The sequence below is a fragment of the Halomonas mongoliensis genome, assembly GCF_052496345.1.
Map to the genome: position 1 here is coordinate 1,763,066 of NZ_CP199288.1, position 20,383 is coordinate 1,783,448.

Here is a 20,383-nt window from a genome sequence, read left to right on the forward strand (position 1 = left end):
CTGAGGGACATGGCATGCAGCAACTGAATCCTTCCGAGATCAGCGACATCATCAAGCAGCGTATCGAAAAGCTTGACGTCGCATCCGAAGCCCGTAACCAGGGCACCATCGTCAGCGTCTCCGACGGCATCGTGAAGATCCACGGGCTCGAGGATGCGATGTTCGGTGAGATGATCGAATTCCCCGGCGGCATCTACGGCATGGTGCTCAACCTCGAGCGCGACTCCGTGGGCGCGGTGGTGCTGGGTGACTACCTGCAGCTGGAAGAGGGCATGACCGCCAGCTGTACCGGCCGCATCCTCGAGGTGCCGGTGGGCCCCGAGCTGAAGGGTCGCGTGGTGGATGCCCTGGGCAACCCCATCGACGGCAAGGGCGACATCAACGCCAAGCTCACCGACGCGGTGGAAAAGGTCGCCCCGGGCGTTATCACCCGTCAGTCGGTGGACCAGCCGATCCAGACCGGCTTCAAGTCCATCGACGCCATGGTGCCGATCGGCCGCGGCCAGCGTGAGCTGATCATCGGTGACCGCCAGATCGGTAAGTCGGCGATCGCCATCGATGCCATCATCAACCAGAAGGGCAAGGGCGTCACCTGTATCTACGTCGCCATTGGCCAGAAGCAGTCCACCATCGCCAACGTGGTCCGCAAGCTGGAAGAGCATGGCGCCATGGAGCACACCATCGTGGTCGCCGCCGGCGCTGCCGACCCGGCTCCGATGCAGTTCCTGGCTCCCTATGCCGGCTGCACCATGGGCGAATACTTCCGCGACCGCGGCGAAGACGCCCTGATCGTCTATGACGACCTCACCAAGCAGGCCTGGGCCTACCGTCAGGTCTCCCTGCTGCTGCGTCGTCCGCCGGGCCGTGAAGCCTACCCGGGTGACGTCTTCTACCTCCACTCTCGCCTGCTGGAGCGTGCCGCGCGTGTCAACGCCGAGTACGTCGAGAAGTTCACCAACGGTGAAGTGAAGGGCCAGACCGGCTCGCTGACCGCGCTGCCGATCATCGAGACCCAGGGCGGCGACGTCTCCGCCTTCGTTCCGACCAACGTGATCTCCATCACCGACGGTCAGATCTTCCTGGAGACCGACCTGTTCAACTCGGGCATCCGTCCGGCCATCAACGCCGGCCTGTCGGTCTCCCGCGTGGGTGGTTCGGCCCAGACCAAGATCATCAAGAAGCTCGGCGGCGGCGTGCGCCTGGCGCTCGCCCAGTACCGTGAGCTGGCGGCCTTCTCCCAGTTCGCCTCCGACCTGGACGAAGCGACCCGCAAGCAGCTGGAGCACGGTCAGCGCGTGACCGAGCTGATGAAGCAGAAGCAGTACTCGCCGCTCTCGGTCGCCGAGATGGGCGTGTCGCTGTACGCGGCCAACGAGGGCCATCTGGATGACGTTGACGTCAGCAAGGTGCTGGACTTCGAGCGTGCCCTGCACGAGTACATGAAGTCCGAGCATGCCGAGCTGCTCGACAAGATCAACCAGACCGGCGACTACAACGACGAGATCCAGAACGGCCTCAAGGCGGGTCTCGAGAAGTTCAAGGCCACTCAGAGCTGGTAAGCCTGGCGGCCCGCCCGCCTCGGGCGGGCCCCGGAACTGTCTGAGGGCCACGAACGGAGTAGATCGCTATGGCAGCTGCAAAAGAGATTCGCACCCAGATCGGGAGCATCAAGAACACGCAGAAGATCACCAGCGCCATGGAAATGGTCGCTGCGTCGAAGATGCGCAAGGCTCAGGACCTGATGAAGGCCAGCCAGCCCTATGCGCGTCAGATCCGCAACGTCGTTGCCCATATCGCCGATGCCAACCCCGAGTACAAGCACGACTACATGGTCGATCGCGAGGTCAAGCGGGTGGGCTACATCGTGGTCTCCACCGATCGCGGCCTGTGCGGCGGCCTGAACGTCAACCTGTTCAAGGCCGTGCTCAAGGACTCGATGGAGAAGCGCGACCAGGGCGCCGAGCTGGACTTCTGTGCGCTCGGCTCCAAGGCCGGCGGCTTCTTCCGCAGCTACGGGGGCAACCTCGTGGCGGCGAAGAGCGGCCTGGGCGAGTCGCCCGAGGTCGAGGATCTGATCGGTAGCGTGAAAGTCATGCTGGATGCGTATGACGAGGGGCGCCTGGACCGCCTGTACGTGGTGTACAACGAGTTCGTCAACACCATGACCCAGAAGCCGGTGGTCCGTCAGCTCCTGCCCCTGTCCCCGGACATGGGCACGGATACGCATGACGAAGAGAACAAGCGTCCCGGTAGCTGGGACTACCTGTATGAGCCGGATGCCAAGGCGCTGCTGGACAGCCTGCTGGTTCGCTTCATCGAATCCCAGGTGTACCAGGCGGTGGTCGAGAACGCGGCCTGCGAGCAGGCGGCGCGAATGATCGCCATGAAGAACGCCACCGACAACGCCGGCGGCCTGATCGACGACCTGGAGATGGTCTACAACAAGGCCCGCCAGGCCGCCATCACCCAGGAGATCTCCGAGATCGTCGGGGGCGCCGCCGCCGTATAGCGCCGGGGAGGGCGAGGCCCTCCCGGCACACAGGCTTCATTTGCAGGTTTTTTAGAGGATCGCAAGATGAGCGGACGTATCGTACAAATCATCGGCGCGGTGATTGACGTAGAGTTTCCGCGGGACGACGTTCCCAAGGTCTACGACGCGCTGAACGTCTCGAACTCCGAGACCGTGCTCGAGGTCCAGCAGCAGCTGGGCGACGGCGTGGTGCGCACCATCGCCATGGGCTCCACCGAGGGCCTGAAGCGCGGCATGGAAACCATCAACACCGGTGCTGCCATCTCCGTGCCGGTGGGCAAGGAGACCCTGGGCCGCATCATGGACGTCCTGGGCCGCCCCATCGACGAGGCCGGCGACATCGGCGAGCAGGAGCGCATGCCGATCCACCGCAAGGCCCCGAGCTACGCGGACCAGTCGGCCTCCAACGAGCTGCTCGAGACCGGCATCAAGGTCATCGACCTGGTCTGCCCGTTCGCCAAGGGCGGCAAGGTCGGCCTGTTCGGCGGCGCCGGCGTGGGCAAGACCGTCAACATGATGGAGCTGATCCGCAACATCGCCACCGAGCACAGCGGCTACTCGGTGTTTGCGGGCGTGGGTGAGCGTACCCGTGAGGGTAACGACTTCTACCACGAGATGACCGAATCCAACGTTATCGACAAGGTATCGCTGGTCTACGGTCAGATGAACGAGCCGCCCGGCAACCGCCTGCGCGTGGCCCTGACCGGCCTGACCATCGCCGAGAAGTTCCGCGATGAAGGCCGCGACGTGCTGCTGTTCGTCGACAACATCTACCGCTACACCCTGGCCGGTACCGAGGTCTCCGCACTGCTGGGCCGCATGCCCTCCGCGGTGGGTTACCAGCCGACCCTGGCCGAGGAGATGGGTGTGCTCCAGGAGCGCATCACCTCCACCAAGACCGGCTCGATCACCTCCGTGCAGGCCGTCTACGTGCCCGCGGATGACCTGACCGACCCGTCCCCGGCGACCACCTTCTCGCACCTGGACGCTACCGTGGTACTGGCGCGTTCCATCGCCGAGCTGGGTATCTATCCGGCCATCGATCCGCTGGACTCCACCTCCCGTCAGCTGGACCCGCTGGTGGTCGGTGAGGAGCACTACAACACCGCTCGCGGCGTGCAGAACGTGCTGCAGCGCTACAAGGAGCTCAAGGACATCATCGCGATTCTGGGCATGGACGAGCTGTCCGACGAGGACAAGCAGACCGTGGCCCGGGCGCGTAAGATCCAGCGCTTCCTGTCGCAGCCGTTCTTCGTGGCCGAGGTGTTTACCGGGTCGCCCGGCAAGTACGTGTCCCTCAAGGACACCATCCGCGGCTTCCAGGGCATCCTCAACGGCGAGTACGACGAGCTGCCTGAGCAGGCCTTCTACATGGTCGGTTCCATCGACGAAGCCGTCGAGAAAGCCAACCAGATGAAGTAATCCCGTCCATCAGGGGGATTCGCTATGGCGAACAGCTTCAAGTGCGAAATCGTCAGCGCCGAGGCGGCCATCTTCTCGGGCGAGATCGAGCAGCTCGTCGCGTCCGGGATCATGGGGGACCTGGGCATCCTGCCCGGGCACGCCCCGCTGCTGACCGAGCTTCAGCCCGGGCCGATTCGCGTGATCCACGACGGTGGACAGGAAGAGAACTTCTACGTTTCCGGCGGCTTCCTCGAAGTGCAGCCGGACGTGGTGACCATCCTGGCCGACGCCGCATCCCGCGCTCGTGACCTCGACGAGGCCTCCGCGGAGGAGGCCCGTCAGCATGCGCTGAAGGCATTCAACGACAAGTCGGCGGAGCTGGACTACACCCGCGCCGCCGCCGAGCTCGCTGAGGCCGTGGCACAGCTGCGTACCATCCAGCAGCTGCGCAAGAAGGCCGGCAAGGGCTGATCCAGCCCGAGCCGCAATGACGCCCCCCGCGCCCGTGAAATACCGGGGTCGGGGGGCGTTTTTGTCTCTGCTATCATGCAATCCACTATCGTGGTCGGCCTGCCCCCGGCCCGACTACCACTCCATGAGGCGTCAGGAGGATGCCATGTCCCTGAATGAGACCCTGATCGAGCAGCACGACGCCCTGATGGCCGCCCTGCAGTCGGAGGATAGTGAGCAGGTGGAAAGCCTGCTGCAGGAGATGCGTGCCGCCGACATCGCCGAGATCCTCGAGCATATTGCCGAGGAGGAGGAGCATCGCAAGACGGTCTTTGCGCTGCTGGCCAATCTCTCCATCGAGCGACGCGCACATATCATCGGCTACCTGCCTGAGGACCTTCAGGAGGAGCTGGCCGGCGAGATGAGCGACGAGACGCTGCTGTCGGTCATGGAGGAGATGAGCGCCGACGAACGGGCTGACCTCTTCAAGCTCCTTGATGAGGATCGCCGCGAGGGCCTGCTGCGGCGCATGGCGCGTCAGGAGCGCGAGGATCTCAAACGCCTGGCCAGCTATGAGGAGGGCACCGCCGGGGCGATCATGACCTCGGACTATGTGGCCATCCCCAGTGGCATGACCGTTTCACAGGCGATGATGCGGGTGCGCCAGACCGCCCCCGACGCCGAGACGGTCTATCAGCTCTATGTCATCGAGACGGATGGTCGTCTGGCCGGCACCCTGTCGCTGCGCCAGCTGATGGTGGCGCGACCCGGGGCCCGGGTCGACGACATCATGATTCGGGATGTGATCAGCATTCCGGTCGACGAGCTCCAGGAGGAGGTCGCCAGGGTGGTGGCCCGCTACGACATGCTGGCGGTGCCGGTGCTCGACGCCGACGAGCGGCTGGTGGGCATCATCACCCACGATGACGCCATGGACGTGGCCGAAGAAGAGGCCACCGAGGACATGCACAAGGGCGTGTCGGTCGGAAAACTGGAGGGCGGACTGCGCTCGGCCAGCCTCTTCGAGCTCTATCGCAAGCGTATCGTCTGGCTGGTGCTGCTGGTGTTCGCCAATATCTTCTCGGGTGCCGGTATCGCCTACTTCGAGGAGACCATCGAGGCCTACATCGCCCTGGTCTTCTTCCTGCCCCTGCTGGTGGACAGCGGCGGCAACGCCGGTTCCCAGGCTGCCACTCTGATGGTGCGCGGCATGGCCACTGGCGATGTGCGCAGTCGCGACTGGGCCAGGCTGCTGGGACGAGAGGTGTTCGTCGCCCTGGGGCTTGGCTTGACCATGGCACTGGCCGTCTCGGTGGTCGGGGTGTTCCGTGCCGGTACGGAGATCGCCATGGTGGTGGCGATGAGCATGGTGCTGATCGTGATCGTCGGTAGCCTGATCGGCATGATCCTGCCCTTCATTCTCAACCGCCTGGGCTGGGATCCGGCCACCGCCTCGGCGCCACTGGTGACCTCCATCGCGGATGCGTCCGGCGTGCTGATCTACTTTGCCCTGGCCACGGCCGTCCTGGGCCTGCCGGGCGGCTAGGACCGCGACATTCAGGGTCTGGCCCGGCAGGCCGGGTCAGACTGTCATGGTGGATGGTTAGGCTTGGAGCCAACGCTGGCGCCGGTGCGCCGGCACCACGCTGACGTTTCTCCCGACAAAGGATGGCAAGATGGATTGGCTCCAGGTCCTCGTTCTCTCCATCGTGCAGGGGCTCACCGAGTTCCTGCCGATCTCCAGCTCCGCCCACCTGATTCTGGTTCCGGTGCTCACCGACTGGGAAGACCAGGGCCTCGCCTTCGACGTCGCCCTTCACATCGGCAGCCTGGCGGCGGTGGTGCTCTACTTCCGCCATGAGCTCGTGCGCATGACCGCAAGCTGGGTCGGTTCCCTGGGCGGCAGAGGCGTGAACGAGGATGCCCGGCTGGCCTGGTGGGTGCTGCTGGCCACCCTGCCGGTCTGTATCATCGGCTTCGCCTTCCGGGATGCCGTCGCGCTGGGCATGCGCTCGCCGCTGATCATCGGCGTGAGCCTGATCGGCTTCGGCCTGCTGCTGGGCTATGCCGACTGGCGCCGCCGCCGGGGCGGGCGCAGCGAGTACCAGCTCGGGCTCAGGGACGTGCTGCTGATCGGTGGCGCCCAGGCCCTGGCGCTGATCCCCGGCACCTCGCGCTCCGGCATCACCATCACCGCCGCGCTGCTGCTGGGCATGAGCCGGGAGGGGGCGGCGCGCTTCTCCTTCCTGCTCTCGATTCCGGTGATCGCCCTGGCCGGCGGCCTGGAGGTCGTTGGCCTGATCCGCGAAGCCCACCAGGTGGACTGGCCGGCGGTGCTTGTCGGTGCCATCCTCTCCGGCATCAGCGCCTACCTCTGCATCCACTTCTTCCTGGCCTTTATCAAACGGGTCGGCATGCAGCCCTTCGTGGTCTATCGTCTGCTGCTGGGCGGCTGGCTGCTGTGGCTGTTCTGGTAGTCCCGTATCCCCTTCACTCATGGAGCGTGCTCGAATCATGAAAGCCCTGGCTTCCCTTCCCTTTCTCCTGCTTGCGCTGCTGCTGACCGGCTGCTCGGAGCGCGACCGGCCCCTCGATTCACCGGTGCGCTTCGAGGGCGGCGTCTACGGCAGCTTCTATCAGGTGACCATCGCCGATCCGCTGACCCAGGGCGAGGCTCGGGAGCTGGAGGAGGGCATCCTCGAGGTGCTCGAGGCGGTGGACGTCTCCATGTCGATCTATATCGAGGACTCCGAGCTCTCGGTCTTCAACCAGGCGCCGCTGGACGAGTGGCAGCCGCTCTCCGATGAGCTGATGGAAGTGCTGGCGATCAGCCAGGCGGTGGCGGAGAAGAGCGATGGCGCCTTTGACCCCACGGTGGGAGGGCTGGTCAATCTCTGGAGCTTCGGCGCCGAGGCGCGACCCCGGGAGGTGCCTGACGAGGCCAGCCTGGCCGAGCGCCTCCAGGTGGTGGGTTTCGATGCGGTGACCCTGGACCTCGCTGCCATGCAGGCGAGCCGTACCCGGGACGTTCAGGTCGACCTGGGGGGGGTGGCCAAGGGGCACGCGGTGGATCGGGTCGCCGCCTTCCTGGACCGCGAGGGCATCAAGCACTATCTGGTCAACCTGGGGGGCGACCTGATCGCCCGGGGCTATCGCAACGCCAGGGAGGCGGGCGACGACGAGGCGGAGCGCTGGCGCATCGGCATCGAGGCGCCGCTGGATGACCGCCAGGAGGCCCAGTATGTGCTGCCCATCGGCGATGTCTCCCTGGCCACCTCGGGAGACTATCGCAACTACTTCGTGGAGGCGGGGCAGCGCTTCTCCCACACCATCGACCCGCGCAGCGGCCGTCCCATCGACCACCGCCTGGCCTCGGTGAGCGTGCTGCACCCCTCCAACGCCTGGGCCGACGCCTGGGCCACGGCGCTGATGGTGCTGGGCGACGAGGCGGGCATGGCCCTGGCCCTGGAGCAGGACCTCAAGGTGATGATGATCGTGCGCGACGGCGACGAGTGGCAGAGCCGCGTCAGTCCCGCCTTCGTGGCATACTTCGGCGAATCGCTGGTCGAGGAGCTCGGCCTGGAAGCCGAGTTCGACAGTCCACAGATGGAGTCCACTGGAGTCATTGATGACGCTTGATCCAACCACACAGCTCGATGTCGTGATACTGGCCGCGGGGCAGGGCACCCGGATGCGCTCGACCCTACCCAAGGTGCTGCACCGGCTGGCCGGCAAGGCCATGGTGCGCCACGTGATCGATACCGCCGCGGGGCTTGCCGCCGAGCGCACCCACGTGGTGGTGGGGCACGGTGCCGACAAGGTGCGCGAGGCCCTGGCCGACTGCCGGGTGCGCTTTGCGCTGCAGGCGGAGCAGAAGGGTACCGGTCATGCCGTGGCCCAGGCCCTGGAGGGGCTGGGCAATGGCCGCGTGCTGGTGCTCTACGGCGACGTGCCGTTGATTCGCCGGGAGACCCTGGAGGCGCTGCTGAAGGGGGTCGACGACCACCACCTGGGGCTGCTGACCGTGACCCTCGATGACCCCACCGGCTATGGGCGGATCCTGCGCAACGCCGACGGCGAGCCGGTGGCCATCGTCGAGCACAAGGACGCCAGCGAGGCCGAGCGGGCGATCCGCGAGTGCAACACCGGGATCATGGCCATGACCGCGGCCCAGCTGCGCCGCTGGCTGCCCAGCCTCTCCGCGGACAACGCCCAGGGCGAGTACTACCTCACCGATATCATCGCCATGGCGGCCGCCGAAGGGGTGAAGATCGTCACCACCCAGCCCGCCGAGCCGCTGGAGGTGGAGGGGGTCAACAACCGCCTGCAGATGGCGCGCCTGGAGCGTGCCCACCAGCTGGCCATCGCCGAGGGGCTGATGACCGATGGGGTGGCGCTGATCGATCCGAGCCGACTCGACGTGCGCGGCAGACTGCGCTGCGGCCACGACGTGGAGATCGACGTGGGCTGCGTCTTCGAGGGCGAGGTGGAGCTCGGCGAGGGGGTGCGCATCGGTGCCCACTGCGTGATTCGCGACAGCCATATCGGCGCCGGCACCGTGATCGAGCCCCACAGCGTCATCGAGGGAGCGGTCATCGCCGGTCGCGGCACCATCGGCCCCTTCGCCCGGCTGCGTCCGGGGACTCGGCTGGCGGTGGGCGCCAAGGTGGGCAACTTCGTCGAGACCAAGAACGTCGAGGTGGGCGAGGGCAGCAAGATCAACCACCTGAGCTATGTGGGCGATGCCCGCCTGGGCCGCGACGTCAACGTCGGTGCCGGCACCATCACCTGCAACTATGACGGCGCCCACAAGCATCGCACCGAGATCGGCGACGGCGCCTTCATCGGCTCCAACAGCGCCCTGGTGGCACCGGTCAGCATCGGCCAGGGCGCCACCGTGGGCGCCGGTTCCACCATCAGCAAGGACGTGGCCGACAACGCCCTGGCCGTCACCCGGGCGCGTCAGGTCAGCAGGGCCGACTGGCCCCGGCCGACCAAGGAAAGCGGTTCCATCAAGAAAAGCTAGGGAGAGATCGCATGTGTGGCATCGTCGGTGCCGTTGCCGAGCGCAACGTGGAAGGCATCCTGCTCGAGGGCCTGAAGCGCCTGGAATACCGCGGCTATGACTCCGCCGGCATGGCGGTGCTCTCGCCGGAAGGGGCGCTCTCGCGCCGCCGGGCGGTGGGCAAGGTGGCGGCCCTGGCCGAGCGCCTGGCGGCCGAGCCGCTGCCGGGGCGCTGCGGCATCGCCCACACCCGCTGGGCGACCCACGGCCGCCCCAGCGAGGCCAACGCCCACCCCCACCAGTCCGGCGAGCGCCTCGCGGTGGTGCATAATGGCATCATCGAGAACCATGAGGCCCTGCGCCAGGAGCTGGCGGCGGCCGGCTACGCCTTCACCTCCGAGACCGATACCGAGGTGGTGGCCCACCTGCTCGATCAGGAGAGCCGCGAGGGCGGCGACCTGCTGGCCGCCGTGCGCCGCATGCTGGGCCGACTCGAGGGCGCCTATGCGCTGGGCGTGGTCAGCGCGGCGGAGCCCGATGTGATCGTCGGCGCCCGCAAGGGCAGCCCGCTGGTGGTGGGCGTGGGCATCGGCGAGGCCTTCCTGGGCTCCGACCCGCTGGCGCTGCTGCAGGTCACCGACCGCTTCATCTACCTGGAGGAGGGCGACCTGGTGCGCCTCTCGGCCGGCGGGCGCATCGAGGTCTTCGATGGCGCCGGCCGGCCCGTGGAGCGCGAGGTGCAGACCTTCGAGCACGGCGACGGCGCGGCCAGCAAGGGGGAGTACCGCCACTTCATGCTCAAGGAGATCCATGAGCAGCCGGCGGTGATCGCCGCGGCGCTGGAAGGCCGCCTGGGCGAGCGCTCGGCGCTGGTGGAGAGCTTCGGCCCCGACGCCGAGGCGCTCTTCGCTCGGGTGCGCCAGATTCATATCATCGCCTGCGGCACCAGCTATCACGCCGGCATGGTGGCCCGCTACTGGCTGGAGCGCTTCGCCGGGGTGCCGGTGCAGGTGGAGGTCGCCTCGGAGTACCGCTACCGCCAGGTGGTGGTGCCCGACGACACCCTCTTCGTCACCCTCTCCCAGTCCGGCGAGACCGCCGATACCCTGGCGGCGCTGCGCTTCGCCCGGGAGCGCGGCTACCTGGCCAGCCTGGCGATCTGCAACGTGCCGGGCAGCTCCCTGGTGCGGGAGTCGGACCTGACCCTGATGACCCAGGCCGGCCCCGAGATCGGCGTGGCCTCCACCAAGGCCTTCACCACCCAGCTCACCGCCCTGATGCTCTTCACCCTGGCGCTGGGGCGGGTCAAGGGGCTCGACGAGGCGGTCCAGGCCGAGCTGGTGGCGGCCCTGCGCGGCCTGCCGCGGCTGGTGGAGCGGGTGCTGGCGCTGGATCCGGAGATCGAGGCGCTCTCCATGGCCTTCGCCGAGAAGCATCACGCCCTTTTCCTGGGCCGCGGGGCGCACTTCCCCATCGCCCTGGAGGGGGCGCTCAAGCTCAAGGAGATCTCCTATATCCACGCCGAGGCCTATCCGGCGGGTGAGCTCAAGCATGGCCCCCTGGCGCTGGTGGACAGCGAGATGCCGGTCATCTCCGTGGCCCCCAACGACGAGCTGCTCGACAAGCTCAAGTCGAACCTCCAGGAGGTGCGGGCCCGTGGCGGCGAGCTCTTCGTCTTCGCCGACGAGGGGATAGCGCTGACCGAGGAGGAGGGGGTCCGGGTGCTGCGCCTGCCCCGGGTGCACGAGGCCCTGGCGCCGATCCTCTACACCCTGCCGCTGCAGCTGCTCAGCTACCACGTGGCGGTGCTCAAGGGCACCGATGTGGACCAGCCCCGCAACCTGGCCAAGAGCGTGACGGTGGAGTGAACTCGATCGTCGAGCCGCCGCGTCTCTACCTGGGGCTGCCCATGTGGGCCAACCCCGACTGGCGCGGCAGCCTCTATCCGCCCCACGGTGGCGGCCTCGAGGAGTACGCCCGGGTGTTCGGCAGCGTGGAGGGCAATACCACCTTCTACAGCGGTGCCCCCCGGGCGGAGACGGTGGCCGCCTGGGCCCGCCAGGCGCCAGCGGAGTTTCGCTTCTGCTTCAAGCTGCCGGCGGCGCTGACCCACGAGCGCCGCCTGGCAGGCATCGAGGCCGAGTTCGACGCCTTCCTCGAGGCGCTCGCCCCGCTCCATGATCGGCTGGGGCCGATGATGGTCCAGCTGCCCCGGGACTTCGGCGCGGATGAGCTCCCCAGCCTCGAGGCCCTGCTGGCCCGCTGGCCGGCAGAGGTCCCCTGCGCGGTGGAGGTGCGCCACCCCGAGTTTTTCCACAAGGGGGCGGCCGAGATCGCCCTCAACAGATTGTTGATAAGTCGCGGCGTCGACCGGGTGATGCTCGACGTGCGCCCGCTCTTCTCGACGCCGGCCAGCGGCCATCCCGGGCTGCTGAAGGCCCAGGGAGAAAAGCCAAGACGCCCTTTACACGTGCTTTCCACGGCGGATCGTCCCCTGGTGCGCTTTATCGGCCACCTCGATCCGGCGATCAACGAGCGCTACTTTGCGCCCTGGATTCAGCGTCTCGCCCTGTGGATAAAACAGGGGAAAACCCCTTATCTCATGGTGCATACTCCGGATAACCGCCAGGCGCCTGAGCTGGCAAGATCCCTCCATGCGCGGCTCGCCGAGGCCCTCTCCCTGGCGCCCCTGGCGGACTTTCCGGGCGAGGCCCAGGCGGCCCTCTTCTAGGCCGGCAATGACCCACCGCAGCAAATTGTTTCCATGAGCCGGCCGCCGCTGGCCATCGAGCGTTTGATCGGATAGTTTTATTCCCCTGTGCGGCATACCCCATGGATATTGACCGGATCTCCCGCGTAAAGACGTGATTCCTGCCAGTATCCGCCGCACGGTCCCTTCTCCTTTCGGTGCAACAACTCGCCGGACGGAGACGGGCGGCACGGCAGTGATCCTGCCTGGATCCTGTCATGCTCTGGAAGACGCCGTGCGATCCATGGCGTCCTGGACGTGGCAATGACAAGCACAAGCCGTCATCGCGCCAGACCGGCCGATGGCGACACGTACACTCAGGGTGAATCATGTCTAAACTCGTGCATGCGCAGTGGTCATCGAAGATGACCTTCGTGCTCGCCGCCGCGGGCTCCGCGGTGGGACTGGGCAATATCTGGCGTTTTTCCTACATGGTGGGCGACAGCGGGGGCGCGGCCTTCGTGCTCATCTACCTGGCCTGCGTGGCCCTGGTGGGCCTGCCGATCCTGGTGGCCGAATGGCTGATCGGTCGGCGCGGCCAGGAGAACCCCATCAACGCCATGGCGGATCTGGCCCGCCAGAATGGCCGCCTGCCGGCCTGGGCGCTGGTTGGCGCCAGCGGCGTGCTGGCTGCCTTCCTGATCCTCTCCTTCTACAGCGTGATCGGGGGCTGGTCGCTCTCCTACACCCTGGGTTCGGTTACCGGCCGCTTCACCGGCCAGGATGCCGACGGCATCGGCGCCCTCTTCGGTGGCCTGCTGGGCAGCCCGGGCATCCTGACCCTGTGGCACACCGCCTTCATGGCGCTGGTGATCTTCATCGTCGCCCGCGGCGTCACCAAGGGGCTCGAGGGCGCCGTGCGGACCCTGATGCCGGGGCTGGTGCTGCTGCTGATCGTGCTGGTCGGCTACGGCATGACCACCGGGCACTTCGGCGAGGCGCTGGCCTTCATGTTCCGTCCCGACTGGAGCGCGGTGACCGGCGGCGTGGTGCTGGCCGCCATGGGGCAGGCCTTCTTCACCCTCTCCCTGGGCATGGGCATCATGATGGCCTACGGCTCCTACCTGGGCGAGGACGTCAACCTGGTCGGCACCGCCCGGACCGTGATCATCCTCGATACCGTGATCGCCCTGCTGGCGGGCATGGCGATCTTCCCCATCGTCTTCGCCAACGGCATGAGCCCCGCCGATGGGCCCGGGCTGATCTTCGTCAACCTGCCGGTGGCCTTCGGCAACATGACCGGCGGTGCCATCCTGGGTCTGATGTTCTTCCTGCTGCTCACCTTCGCGGCGCTCACCTCGGCGATCTCGCTGCTCGAGCCGGTGGTGGAGCTGGTGGAGGAGCGCACCCCTCTGACTCGGGTCGCGGCGACCCTGATCAGCGGCGTGGCGGTCTGGGCGCTGGGTATCGCGGCGCTGATGTCCTTCAACGTCTGGGACAGCGTGCTGATCTTCGGCCTGAACATCTTCGACCTGCTGGATACCTTCACCAGCAAGGTGCTGCTGCCGCTGACCGGCCTCGGGGCGATCCTCTTCGTGGCCTGGTGCCTGGAGCGCCAGAGCGTGGCCAGCGAACTCAACCTGACCGGCGGCAAGGAGCAGCTGTGGCACGTCGTGGCGCGCTATGTGGCGCCCATCGGGGTGATCGTGGTGTTCGTCACCGGCCTGCTCTAGGCCGCTAGGCGGGAAGCACGATACCCCCTGCGAGCCCCGCCCCGGCGGGGCTCGCGTCGTTCGGGCCGGGAAGCGTCCTGCCTCGAGGGCGCTTCAGTGCATCTCGTCGAGCTCGTCCTCGGGCAGCTCGGCGATATCCCGGGAGAGCTGCTTGAACTCCTCGTGGAGCTCGATGCCTCGGCGCGCCCTCAGGCTGCGCTGGGCGGCGGTGCGGGAGCGCTGCTCGTGCTCGACGACTTCCATGCTCATGAAGATATCGAGGAGCTCGCTCTTCAGGGAGGTTAACCGTTCGACATTTCGCATGATCGACTCTCCTGTGTCACGTTGCGACACTGTCATTCCAGCCATCACATTCCTACTATAACGCAGCTTTCAGAATGATGACGGCTCATGCTGCAGAGCAAAAACGCTATTCCAACGCTTGGCGTCGCCTGCCCTGCCGGACATCTTGCGTTGCACAACAGAGGCCCGCTTGGGGCATACTGTAGGCAGTATCCTTTCAACGCACCGTTCCTCGCCCGACGGTGATACCCAAGCCAAGGAGTTCCCGTGAGCAGCGCCCTGTTCGATGAGATGAGACGCCGCATGGAGCACTTCCGCCGCTCCGAGCAGAAGGTGGCGCGTTTCGTGCTGCGCAACCCCGAGGAAGTGATCCACATGCGCATCGTCGACCTGGCCACCGAGGCCAAGGTCAGCGAACCCACGGTGGTGCGCTTCTGCCGCGCCCTGGGCTGCAACGGCTTCCAGGACTTCAAGCTCAAGCTGGCGCAGATGCTGGCGACCGGCAGCCAGTTCGCCCAGTTCTCCATGAACGACAGCGACTCGGTGGCGGAATTCTCCCAGAGCATCTTCGACTCCACCGTGGGCACCCTGCTCTCGGTGCGCGACCGCCTCGATAACGAGGCGCTGAGCCAGGCGATCAACGCCCTGGCCATGGCCAACCGGGTGGAGTTCTACGGCTTCGGCGCCTCCGGTGCGGTGGCCTTCGACGCCCAGCACAAGTTCTTCCGCCTGCAGATCTCCACCGCCGCCTACGCCGACCCCCATATGCAGAACATGTCGGCGGTGACCCTCAAGGAGGGTGACGTGGTGGTGGCGATCTCCCAGACCGGCCGCACCCGGGCCCTGGTGGCCAGCGTGCGCCTGGCCAAGGAGGCCGGGGCCACCGTGATCGGGCTCTGCCCCAGCGGCTCGCCCCTGGCCGAGGAGGTCACCCTGCCGCTCTATATCGATGTCCACGAGGATACCGAGATCTACACCCCCATGAGCTCGCGCATCGCCCATCTGGTGCTGGTCGACGTGCTGGCGGTGGGCGTGGCCAAGACCCGCGGCCCGAAGCTTGCCGAGCAGCTCAAGTCGGTGAAGAAGAGCCTGATCCCCCTGCGCTACCCCGAGGAAGAGGCCTAGCGCGGCGAGGCAGGCCGAGGAGGAGTGGCGGGCGATATGCTAAGCTGTGCGCCCATTTTCCGAGCAGCGATGCCCTCTCCATGGACGACGTCACGGCGATTCTCGACCACCTGAATACCGCCCAGCGCGAGGCGGTCAGCGCCCCCCAGGGCAATATGCTGGTGCTGGCCGGGGCCGGCTCCGGCAAGACCCGGGTGCTGGTCCACCGCATCGCCTGGCTGATGCAGGCCGAGGGGCTCTCCCCCTATGCCGTGCTCGCCGTGACCTTCACCAACAAGGCGGCCCGGGAGATGCGCACTCGCCTGGAGGCGCTGCTGGGCCTCTCCCTGCGCCACGTCTGGGTGGGCACCTTCCACTCCATCGCCCACCGCCTGCTGCGCACCCACTGGCAGGAGGCGCGGCTGCCTCAGCACTTCCAGATCATCGACGCCGACGACCAGATGCGCCTGATCAAGCGGCTGATCAAGGAGCATGACGTCGACGACGAGCGCTTCCCCCCGCGCCAGGTGCACTCCTTCATTTCCGGCTGCAAGGAGGAGGGGCTGCGCCCCCATCAGGTCGAGGTCCACGGCGACGCCTACCTGGGGCAGATGGTGGAGCTCTACGAGCGCTACCAGCTCACCTGCGAGCGCGGCGGCCTGGTGGACTTCGGCGAGCTGCTGCTCAGGAGCCTGGAGCTTTTGCGCGACACCCCCGCCCTGCTGGCCCACTACCAGGAGCGCTTCGCCCACCTGCTGGTGGATGAGTTCCAGGACACCAACACCCTGCAGTACGCCTGGCTCAAGCTGCTCTCCGGCAGGCGCACGCCGATGACGGTGGTGGGCGACGACGACCAGTCGATCTACGGCTGGCGCGGCGCTCGGGTGGAGAACATCCGCCGCTTCGAGCGGGAGTTCCCGCAGACGAAGACGGTGCGGCTGGAGCAGAACTACCGCTCCACCAGCGCCATCCTCGAAGCCGCTAACGCCCTGATCAGCCACAATACCGAGCGCATGGGCAAGGAGCTCTGGACCGCCGGCAGTCGGGGCGAACCCATCTCGGTCTACGCGGGCTTCAACGACCTGGACGAGGCGCGCTTTATCGTCGACACCCTGCGCGAGCGGGTCGAGGAGGGCGTGCGGCGTCGGGATATCGCCATCCTCTACCGCTCCAACGCCCAGTCCCGGGTGATCGAGGAGACGCTGATTCGCCAGGGGGTGCCCTACCGCATCTACGGCGGGCACCGCTTCTACGAGCGCCTGGAAATCAAGAACGCCCTGGCCTACCTGCGCCTGCTGCTCAACCGCGACGACGATGCCTCCCTGGAGCGGGTGATCAACGTGCCGGCCCGGGGTATCGGTACCCGCACCGTGGAGCTGCTGCGTACCGGCGCCCGGGAGCGCGGCGTCTCGCTGTGGCAGGCGCTGCATGACGGCGTGAGCGACGGCTCCCTCAAGGGGCGCGCCGGCAAAGCCGTCCAGGCCTTCGCCGAGCTGATCGAACGGCTCGACCACGACACCGCGGGCCTCGCCCTCCATGAGATCATCGACCACGTGATCGAGCGCTCGGGTCTGGTGGAGCACCACCGCAGCGAGAAGGGCGAGAAGGGCCAGGCCCGGGTCGAGAACCTGGAGGAGCTGGTCACGGCCGCCCGGGCCTTCACCCAGGGGGAGTCCTTCGACCCGCCGGAGGCCGGCGAAGGGGGCGCGGCGCTGGAGGCCTTCCTCTCCGAGGCGGCGCTCAACGCCGGCGACCATGAGGCGGACGAGTTCGAGGACAGCGTGCAGCTGATGACCCTGCACTCCGCCAAGGGGCTGGAGTTTCCGGTGGTCTTCATCGCCGGGGTGGAGGAGGGGCTCTTCCCCCACCGCATGTCGGCGGAGGAGCCGGGGCGCCTGGAGGAGGAGCGCCGGCTCTGCTACGTGGGCCTGACCCGCGCCATGCACAAGCTCTACCTGACCCACGCCGAGATCCGCCGGCTTCACGGCAAGGAGACCTTCCAGCGCGCCTCGCGCTTCCTGCGCGAGATCCCCGAGGAGTACCTCGAGGAGGTGCGCCTGCGCGGCCAGGTCAGCCGGCCGGTGACCGCCACGCGCCCCGGGGGCCTGCGCCAGACCGAGGTGAGCGGCGGCGACGATCTGCCGTCGCTCTCCCTGGGCCAGCGGGTGCGCCACCCGGTGTTCGGCGAGGGGGTGATCCTCAACGCCGAGGGGGAGGGGCCCCGGGCCCGGGTGCAGGTCAGCTTCGAGGGCGAGGGCGACAAGTGGCTGGTGCTGGGCTTCGCCAAGCTGACCCCGCTGTAGCCCCGCTGTAGCGTAGGGCGGCGGTGCCAACTCCCGTTGACGTACCCGTCAATGTCGCGGCTTGCCGGCCAAATTGCCCTTGACGCATACTTTCGGATGGACACTGCCACGGCCGAACCTAGCGCCGTGGTCCTATAACAAGCTTTCGGAGTCATGCCGCATGCAACGCCGCAACTTTCTGAAGACCCTGGGTGCCGGCGCCGCCGGCGTCGCCGCCGCCCCCTTCGTCTCCACCGCCAAGGCCCAGGAGACTATCACCTGGGACATGGTCACCTCCTGGCCGCGCAACTTCCCGGCGCTGGGGACCGGCGCCAACGAGTTTGCCCAGCGCGTCGAGGCGCTCTCCGGCGGGCGCATGCGCATCCGCGTTCACGGTGCCGGCGAGCTGGTACCGGCCATGGAGGTCTTCGACGCTGTGGCCGCCGGCACCGCCGAGATGGGCCACTCCGCCGCCTACTACTGGCGCGGCAAGGTGGCGGCCTCCCAGTTCTTTACCGCGGTCCCCTTCGGCATGAACACCACCGAGACCAACGCCTGGCTCTACCACGGTGGCGGCCAGGAGCTGTGGGACGAGATCTACGCCAAGCACAACCTCAAGCCCTTCGCCGTGGGCAACACCGGCACCCAGATGGCGGGCTGGTTCAAGAAGGAGATCAACTCCCTCTCCGATATGCAGGGCATCCGCCTGCGCCTGCCGGGCCTGGCCGGCGAGGCGATGAATCGCATCGGCGTCACCACGGTGAACATGCCGGCCTCCGAAATCTTCACCTCCCTGCAGACCGGGGTGCTGGACGCCGCCGACTGGGTGGGCCCCTACAACGACATGGCTCTTGGCCTGCATCAGGTGACCGACTACTACTACACCTCGGTGTGGAACGAGCCCAGCGCGGTGCTCGAGGGCACCGTCAACCTGGATGCCTGGAACGCCCTGCCCGACGACCTCAAGGCGGTGGTGCGCGAGGCGGCCAAGGCCTCCAACCTCTCCATGATCAGCGAGTTTGCCTACCGCAACGCCCAGGCTCTGGAGACCCTGGTCGAGGAGCACGGCGTGCAGCTGCGCACCTTCCCGGAGGACGTCATGCAGGCCCTCTATGAGGCCTCCATGGAGGTGGTCCAGGCCCAGGTGGACGGCGACCCGGAATCCGCCAGGGTGTACGAGTCCTACCTGGCCTTCCAGAAGCTGGTGCGGCCCTTCAGCGATATCGGCGAGTACGCCTACCTCAAGAGTCGCGACGCCGTCGGTGCCTGATCCAGACGCCTGACGCGACGCATCGGGGGCGCCGGCTGGCGCCCCCGATGCGTTCTGGGCGGTGCCCCGGGAGAGAGTCGGGCCTACTGGTGAACGGCGCGGATGCGGCCCTTGTCGTCCAGGGCCACCATCACGAAGCTGGCCTCGGTGACCTTGTGCAGCTCCCTGGGGTCGCGCTCCTGGGGCTGGCGAATCCACACCTCGACGTCGATGCGGATCGAGCTGTGGCCGATCTCGCGCACGGCGGTGTAGATATTGACCATGGCGCCCACCCGAACCGGGCAGAGGAAGTCCATGGACTCGATGGCCACGGTGGCGGTGCGGCCCCGGGCCTCGCGACCGGCGGCGAGCTCGGCGGCCTGGTCCATATGGGCGACCAGCCAGCCGCCGGCGATATCGCCGTGAAGGTTGGTATCCTGCCGGCTGGCCAGCAGCTTGAGGGTCAGCTCCCCCTGGGGGGCGGGAATATCATCGAGATCTGTCATGAAATTGTCATCATCCTGGCTTGTTATTGTGGCCGTATGCGACAAGAGGCAAACGGATGTCTGAATCGGAGGCCATGGTATATGCAGTCGCCGCCGCTCACCAGCGCCGCGCCGCGGGCTGCGACAGTCCGCCCGGGCGTCGGCCGCCCGGTGCACTGGGCCGGCGACTGGTGCGGTTTGGCGCCGCACTGGTGATGGCGCTGCTCCTGCCGGCAAACCTCCAGGCCGCCAGCGACGAGGTGGTGGGTACCCTGGGGGCGGTGGGGTCCGATACCCTGGCGGGGCTGATGCTGCGCTGGGGGGAGGCGCTCACCGAGCGCTATCCCGCCGTGCGGCTGCAGCTGCAGGCCAGCGGGTCGGCCAGCGCCCCCACGGCGCTGATCGCCGGTACCACCCGGCTGGGGCCCATGTCCCGGGCCATGAGCGAGAGCGAGCGGGCGGCGTTCACGGCCCGCCACGGCTATCCGCCCCTGGAGCTCGAGGTGGCCCGGGACGCCCTGGCGGTCATCGTGCATCGCCATAACCCTCTGGAGAGCCTGACCCTGGCCGAGCTGGATGCCATCTTCTCTCAGAACCGCCGCTGTGGAGCCGAGCGGGCCATCAGCGACTGGTCCCAGCTCGGCCTGGCGTCGCCGACCGGACGCATCGTGCTGCACGGGCGCAACGTGGCCTCCGGGACCCACGACCTGGTGCGTCTGCACGGGCTCTGCGGCGGCCGCTTTCGGCTGAACGTCAACGAGCACCCCGGCTCCGCCGCCGTGGTGGCCGCCGTGGCGGCGGAGCCGGCGGCGATCGGCTTTGCCGGCCTCAACCACCTGACTCCCTCGGTGCGGGTGATACCTCGACGCGACGGGGAGAGCGGCGAGCTCCATCCGCCTGGCCCCACCACCGTGGTCAGCGGCGACTACTCCCTGGCGCGGAGCCTCTATCTCTACGTCAACCGACGACCGGGGGAGCCCCTGCCCGGGCCGGAGCGGGCCTTCCTCGAGCTGGTGCTCTCGCCCGAGGGACAGTCGATCGTGGAGGAGCTGGGCTTTGTGTCGCTGCCGGAAGCCCTCCGGCAGCGGCAGCTGGACCTGCTGGCGCGCGGACCCGAGGCGTAATGCTGTCACCCAACTGTCACCGGGATGTCGTAATCTGGGCTTCTGC

General features: G+C 67.4%; 17 protein-coding genes. 15 read left to right on the forward strand and 2 right to left on the reverse strand.

Annotation, left to right across the window (positions count from 1 at the left end; all coding sequences use genetic code 11):
- The first annotated feature begins 14 nt into the window (after positions 1 to 14).
- From atpA to ACRYRV_RS08345, 11 genes are all read left to right on the forward strand, one after another.
- The gene (gene atpA / locus ACRYRV_RS08295; RefSeq protein WP_253447187.1) at positions 15 to 1,559 is read left to right on the forward strand and encodes a F0F1 ATP synthase subunit alpha; all 1,545 of its coding nucleotides are present in this window, start codon (positions 15 to 17) and stop codon (positions 1,557 to 1,559) included.
- A 68-nt stretch (positions 1,560 to 1,627) separates the two neighbouring features.
- Positions 1,628 to 2,509, forward strand: a complete 882-nt coding sequence (gene atpG, locus ACRYRV_RS08300) for a F0F1 ATP synthase subunit gamma (RefSeq protein ID WP_253447184.1) — start codon at positions 1,628 to 1,630, stop codon at positions 2,507 to 2,509.
- 66 nt (positions 2,510 to 2,575) lie between these two features.
- The gene (atpD, locus tag ACRYRV_RS08305) at positions 2,576 to 3,952 is read left to right on the forward strand and encodes a F0F1 ATP synthase subunit beta (protein WP_253447181.1); all 1,377 of its coding nucleotides are present in this window, start codon (positions 2,576 to 2,578) and stop codon (positions 3,950 to 3,952) included.
- Between the two features lie 24 nt (positions 3,953 to 3,976).
- Entirely contained in the window at positions 3,977 to 4,405 is a 429-nt protein-coding gene (locus ACRYRV_RS08310) for a F0F1 ATP synthase subunit epsilon (RefSeq protein ID WP_253447178.1), read from the forward strand.
- Between the two features lie 145 nt (positions 4,406 to 4,550).
- Positions 4,551 to 5,930: a magnesium transporter gene (gene mgtE / locus ACRYRV_RS08315; protein WP_444985428.1), complete on the forward strand. Its 1,380-nt coding sequence runs from the start codon at positions 4,551 to 4,553 to the stop codon at positions 5,928 to 5,930.
- A gap of 130 nt (positions 5,931 to 6,060) precedes the next feature.
- Positions 6,061 to 6,861, forward strand: a complete 801-nt coding sequence (locus ACRYRV_RS08320) for an undecaprenyl-diphosphate phosphatase (RefSeq protein ID WP_444985427.1) — start codon at positions 6,061 to 6,063, stop codon at positions 6,859 to 6,861.
- A 37-nt stretch (positions 6,862 to 6,898) separates the two neighbouring features.
- On the forward strand, positions 6,899 to 8,023 hold the full coding sequence (locus tag ACRYRV_RS08325) for an FAD:protein FMN transferase (protein ID WP_253447169.1): 1,125 nt from the start codon (positions 6,899 to 6,901) through the stop codon (positions 8,021 to 8,023).
- Complete coding sequence (gene glmU / locus ACRYRV_RS08330) at positions 8,013 to 9,410, forward strand: bifunctional UDP-N-acetylglucosamine diphosphorylase/glucosamine-1-phosphate N-acetyltransferase GlmU (RefSeq protein WP_444985426.1); 1,398 nt, start codon at positions 8,013 to 8,015, stop codon at positions 9,408 to 9,410. Before ACRYRV_RS08325 ends, glmU begins: the two co-directional genes overlap by 11 nt.
- A gap of 11 nt (positions 9,411 to 9,421) precedes the next feature.
- Positions 9,422 to 11,257 (forward strand): glutamine--fructose-6-phosphate transaminase (isomerizing), encoded by a 1,836-nt coding sequence (gene glmS, locus ACRYRV_RS08335; protein ID WP_444985425.1) that lies wholly within the window; start codon positions 9,422 to 9,424, stop codon positions 11,255 to 11,257.
- A gap of 41 nt (positions 11,258 to 11,298) precedes the next feature.
- Positions 11,299 to 12,120 (forward strand): DUF72 domain-containing protein, encoded by an 822-nt coding sequence (locus tag ACRYRV_RS08340; protein ID WP_444986187.1) that lies wholly within the window; start codon positions 11,299 to 11,301, stop codon positions 12,118 to 12,120.
- Positions 12,121 to 12,467: 347 nt separating this feature from the next.
- Positions 12,468 to 13,811: a sodium-dependent transporter gene (locus tag ACRYRV_RS08345; protein ID WP_253447160.1), complete on the forward strand. Its 1,344-nt coding sequence runs from the start codon at positions 12,468 to 12,470 to the stop codon at positions 13,809 to 13,811.
- A 93-nt stretch (positions 13,812 to 13,904) separates the two neighbouring features.
- Here the strand turns inward: ACRYRV_RS08345 and ACRYRV_RS08350 are convergent, their stop codons facing one another.
- A complete protein-coding gene (locus tag ACRYRV_RS08350; RefSeq protein ID WP_253447157.1) occupies positions 13,905 to 14,114 on the reverse strand; it encodes a PA3496 family putative envelope integrity protein in 210 nt (69 codons plus the stop codon).
- Positions 14,115 to 14,360: 246 nt separating this feature from the next.
- On the opposite strand from ACRYRV_RS08350, the gene hexR reads away from it, so the two are divergent.
- The 3 genes from hexR to ACRYRV_RS08365 all read left to right on the forward strand — a co-directional run bounded on the left by hexR (position 14,361) and on the right by ACRYRV_RS08365 (position 18,749).
- Positions 14,361 to 15,218, forward strand: a complete 858-nt coding sequence (hexR, locus tag ACRYRV_RS08355; protein ID WP_253447155.1) for a transcriptional regulator HexR — start codon at positions 14,361 to 14,363, stop codon at positions 15,216 to 15,218.
- An 80-nt stretch (positions 15,219 to 15,298) separates the two neighbouring features.
- On the forward strand, positions 15,299 to 17,500 hold the full coding sequence (uvrD, locus tag ACRYRV_RS08360) for a DNA helicase II (RefSeq protein ID WP_444985424.1): 2,202 nt from the start codon (positions 15,299 to 15,301) through the stop codon (positions 17,498 to 17,500).
- A 160-nt stretch (positions 17,501 to 17,660) separates the two neighbouring features.
- Positions 17,661 to 18,749 carry a TRAP transporter substrate-binding protein gene (locus tag ACRYRV_RS08365; protein ID WP_253447152.1) on the forward strand — a complete coding sequence of 363 codons (1,089 nt, stop codon included), beginning with the start codon at positions 17,661 to 17,663 and terminating at the stop codon, positions 18,747 to 18,749.
- A gap of 83 nt (positions 18,750 to 18,832) precedes the next feature.
- Here ACRYRV_RS08365 and ACRYRV_RS08370 read toward each other — a convergent pair whose 3' ends face one another.
- On the reverse strand, positions 18,833 to 19,234 hold the full coding sequence (locus tag ACRYRV_RS08370) for an acyl-CoA thioesterase (protein ID WP_253447150.1): 402 nt from the start codon (positions 19,232 to 19,234) through the stop codon (positions 18,833 to 18,835).
- Between the two features lie 74 nt (positions 19,235 to 19,308).
- Between ACRYRV_RS08370 and ACRYRV_RS08375 the strand changes: the two genes are divergently transcribed.
- Positions 19,309 to 20,337, forward strand: coding sequence for a PstS family phosphate ABC transporter substrate-binding protein (locus ACRYRV_RS08375; RefSeq protein ID WP_444985423.1), 1,029 nt, complete (start codon positions 19,309 to 19,311; stop codon positions 20,335 to 20,337).
- Positions 20,338 to 20,383: the final 46 nt, after the last annotated feature.

Excerpts from the sequence above, each read along its gene's own strand:
- ACRYRV_RS08375 (WP_444985423.1), top strand. The coding sequence starts at position 19,309 with ATGGTATATGCAGTCGCCGCCGCTCACCAGCGCCGCGCCGCGGGCTGC.
- atpD (WP_253447181.1), top strand. The coding sequence starts at position 2,576 with ATGAGCGGACGTATCGTACAAATCATCGGCGCGGTGATTGACGTAGAG.
- ACRYRV_RS08325 (WP_253447169.1), top strand. The coding sequence starts at position 6,899 with ATGAAAGCCCTGGCTTCCCTTCCCTTTCTCCTGCTTGCGCTGCTGCTG.
- ACRYRV_RS08310 (WP_253447178.1), top strand. The coding sequence starts at position 3,977 with ATGGCGAACAGCTTCAAGTGCGAAATCGTCAGCGCCGAGGCGGCCATC.
- atpA (WP_253447187.1), top strand. The coding sequence starts at position 15 with ATGCAGCAACTGAATCCTTCCGAGATCAGCGACATCATCAAGCAGCGT.
- mgtE (WP_444985428.1), top strand. The coding sequence starts at position 4,551 with ATGTCCCTGAATGAGACCCTGATCGAGCAGCACGACGCCCTGATGGCC.
- uvrD (WP_444985424.1), top strand. The coding sequence starts at position 15,299 with ATGGACGACGTCACGGCGATTCTCGACCACCTGAATACCGCCCAGCGC.
- ACRYRV_RS08365 (WP_253447152.1), top strand. The coding sequence starts at position 17,661 with ATGCAACGCCGCAACTTTCTGAAGACCCTGGGTGCCGGCGCCGCCGGC.
- ACRYRV_RS08340 (WP_444986187.1), top strand. The coding sequence starts at position 11,299 with ATGTGGGCCAACCCCGACTGGCGCGGCAGCCTCTATCCGCCCCACGGT.
- ACRYRV_RS08350 (WP_253447157.1), bottom strand. The coding sequence starts at position 14,114 with ATGCGAAATGTCGAACGGTTAACCTCCCTGAAGAGCGAGCTCCTCGAT.
- glmU (WP_444985426.1), top strand. The coding sequence starts at position 8,013 with ATGACGCTTGATCCAACCACACAGCTCGATGTCGTGATACTGGCCGCG.
- ACRYRV_RS08320 (WP_444985427.1), top strand. The coding sequence starts at position 6,061 with ATGGATTGGCTCCAGGTCCTCGTTCTCTCCATCGTGCAGGGGCTCACC.
- glmS (WP_444985425.1), top strand. The coding sequence starts at position 9,422 with ATGTGTGGCATCGTCGGTGCCGTTGCCGAGCGCAACGTGGAAGGCATC.
- atpG (WP_253447184.1), top strand. The coding sequence starts at position 1,628 with ATGGCAGCTGCAAAAGAGATTCGCACCCAGATCGGGAGCATCAAGAAC.
- ACRYRV_RS08345 (WP_253447160.1), top strand. The coding sequence starts at position 12,468 with ATGTCTAAACTCGTGCATGCGCAGTGGTCATCGAAGATGACCTTCGTG.
- ACRYRV_RS08370 (WP_253447150.1), bottom strand. The coding sequence starts at position 19,234 with ATGACAGATCTCGATGATATTCCCGCCCCCCAGGGGGAGCTGACCCTC.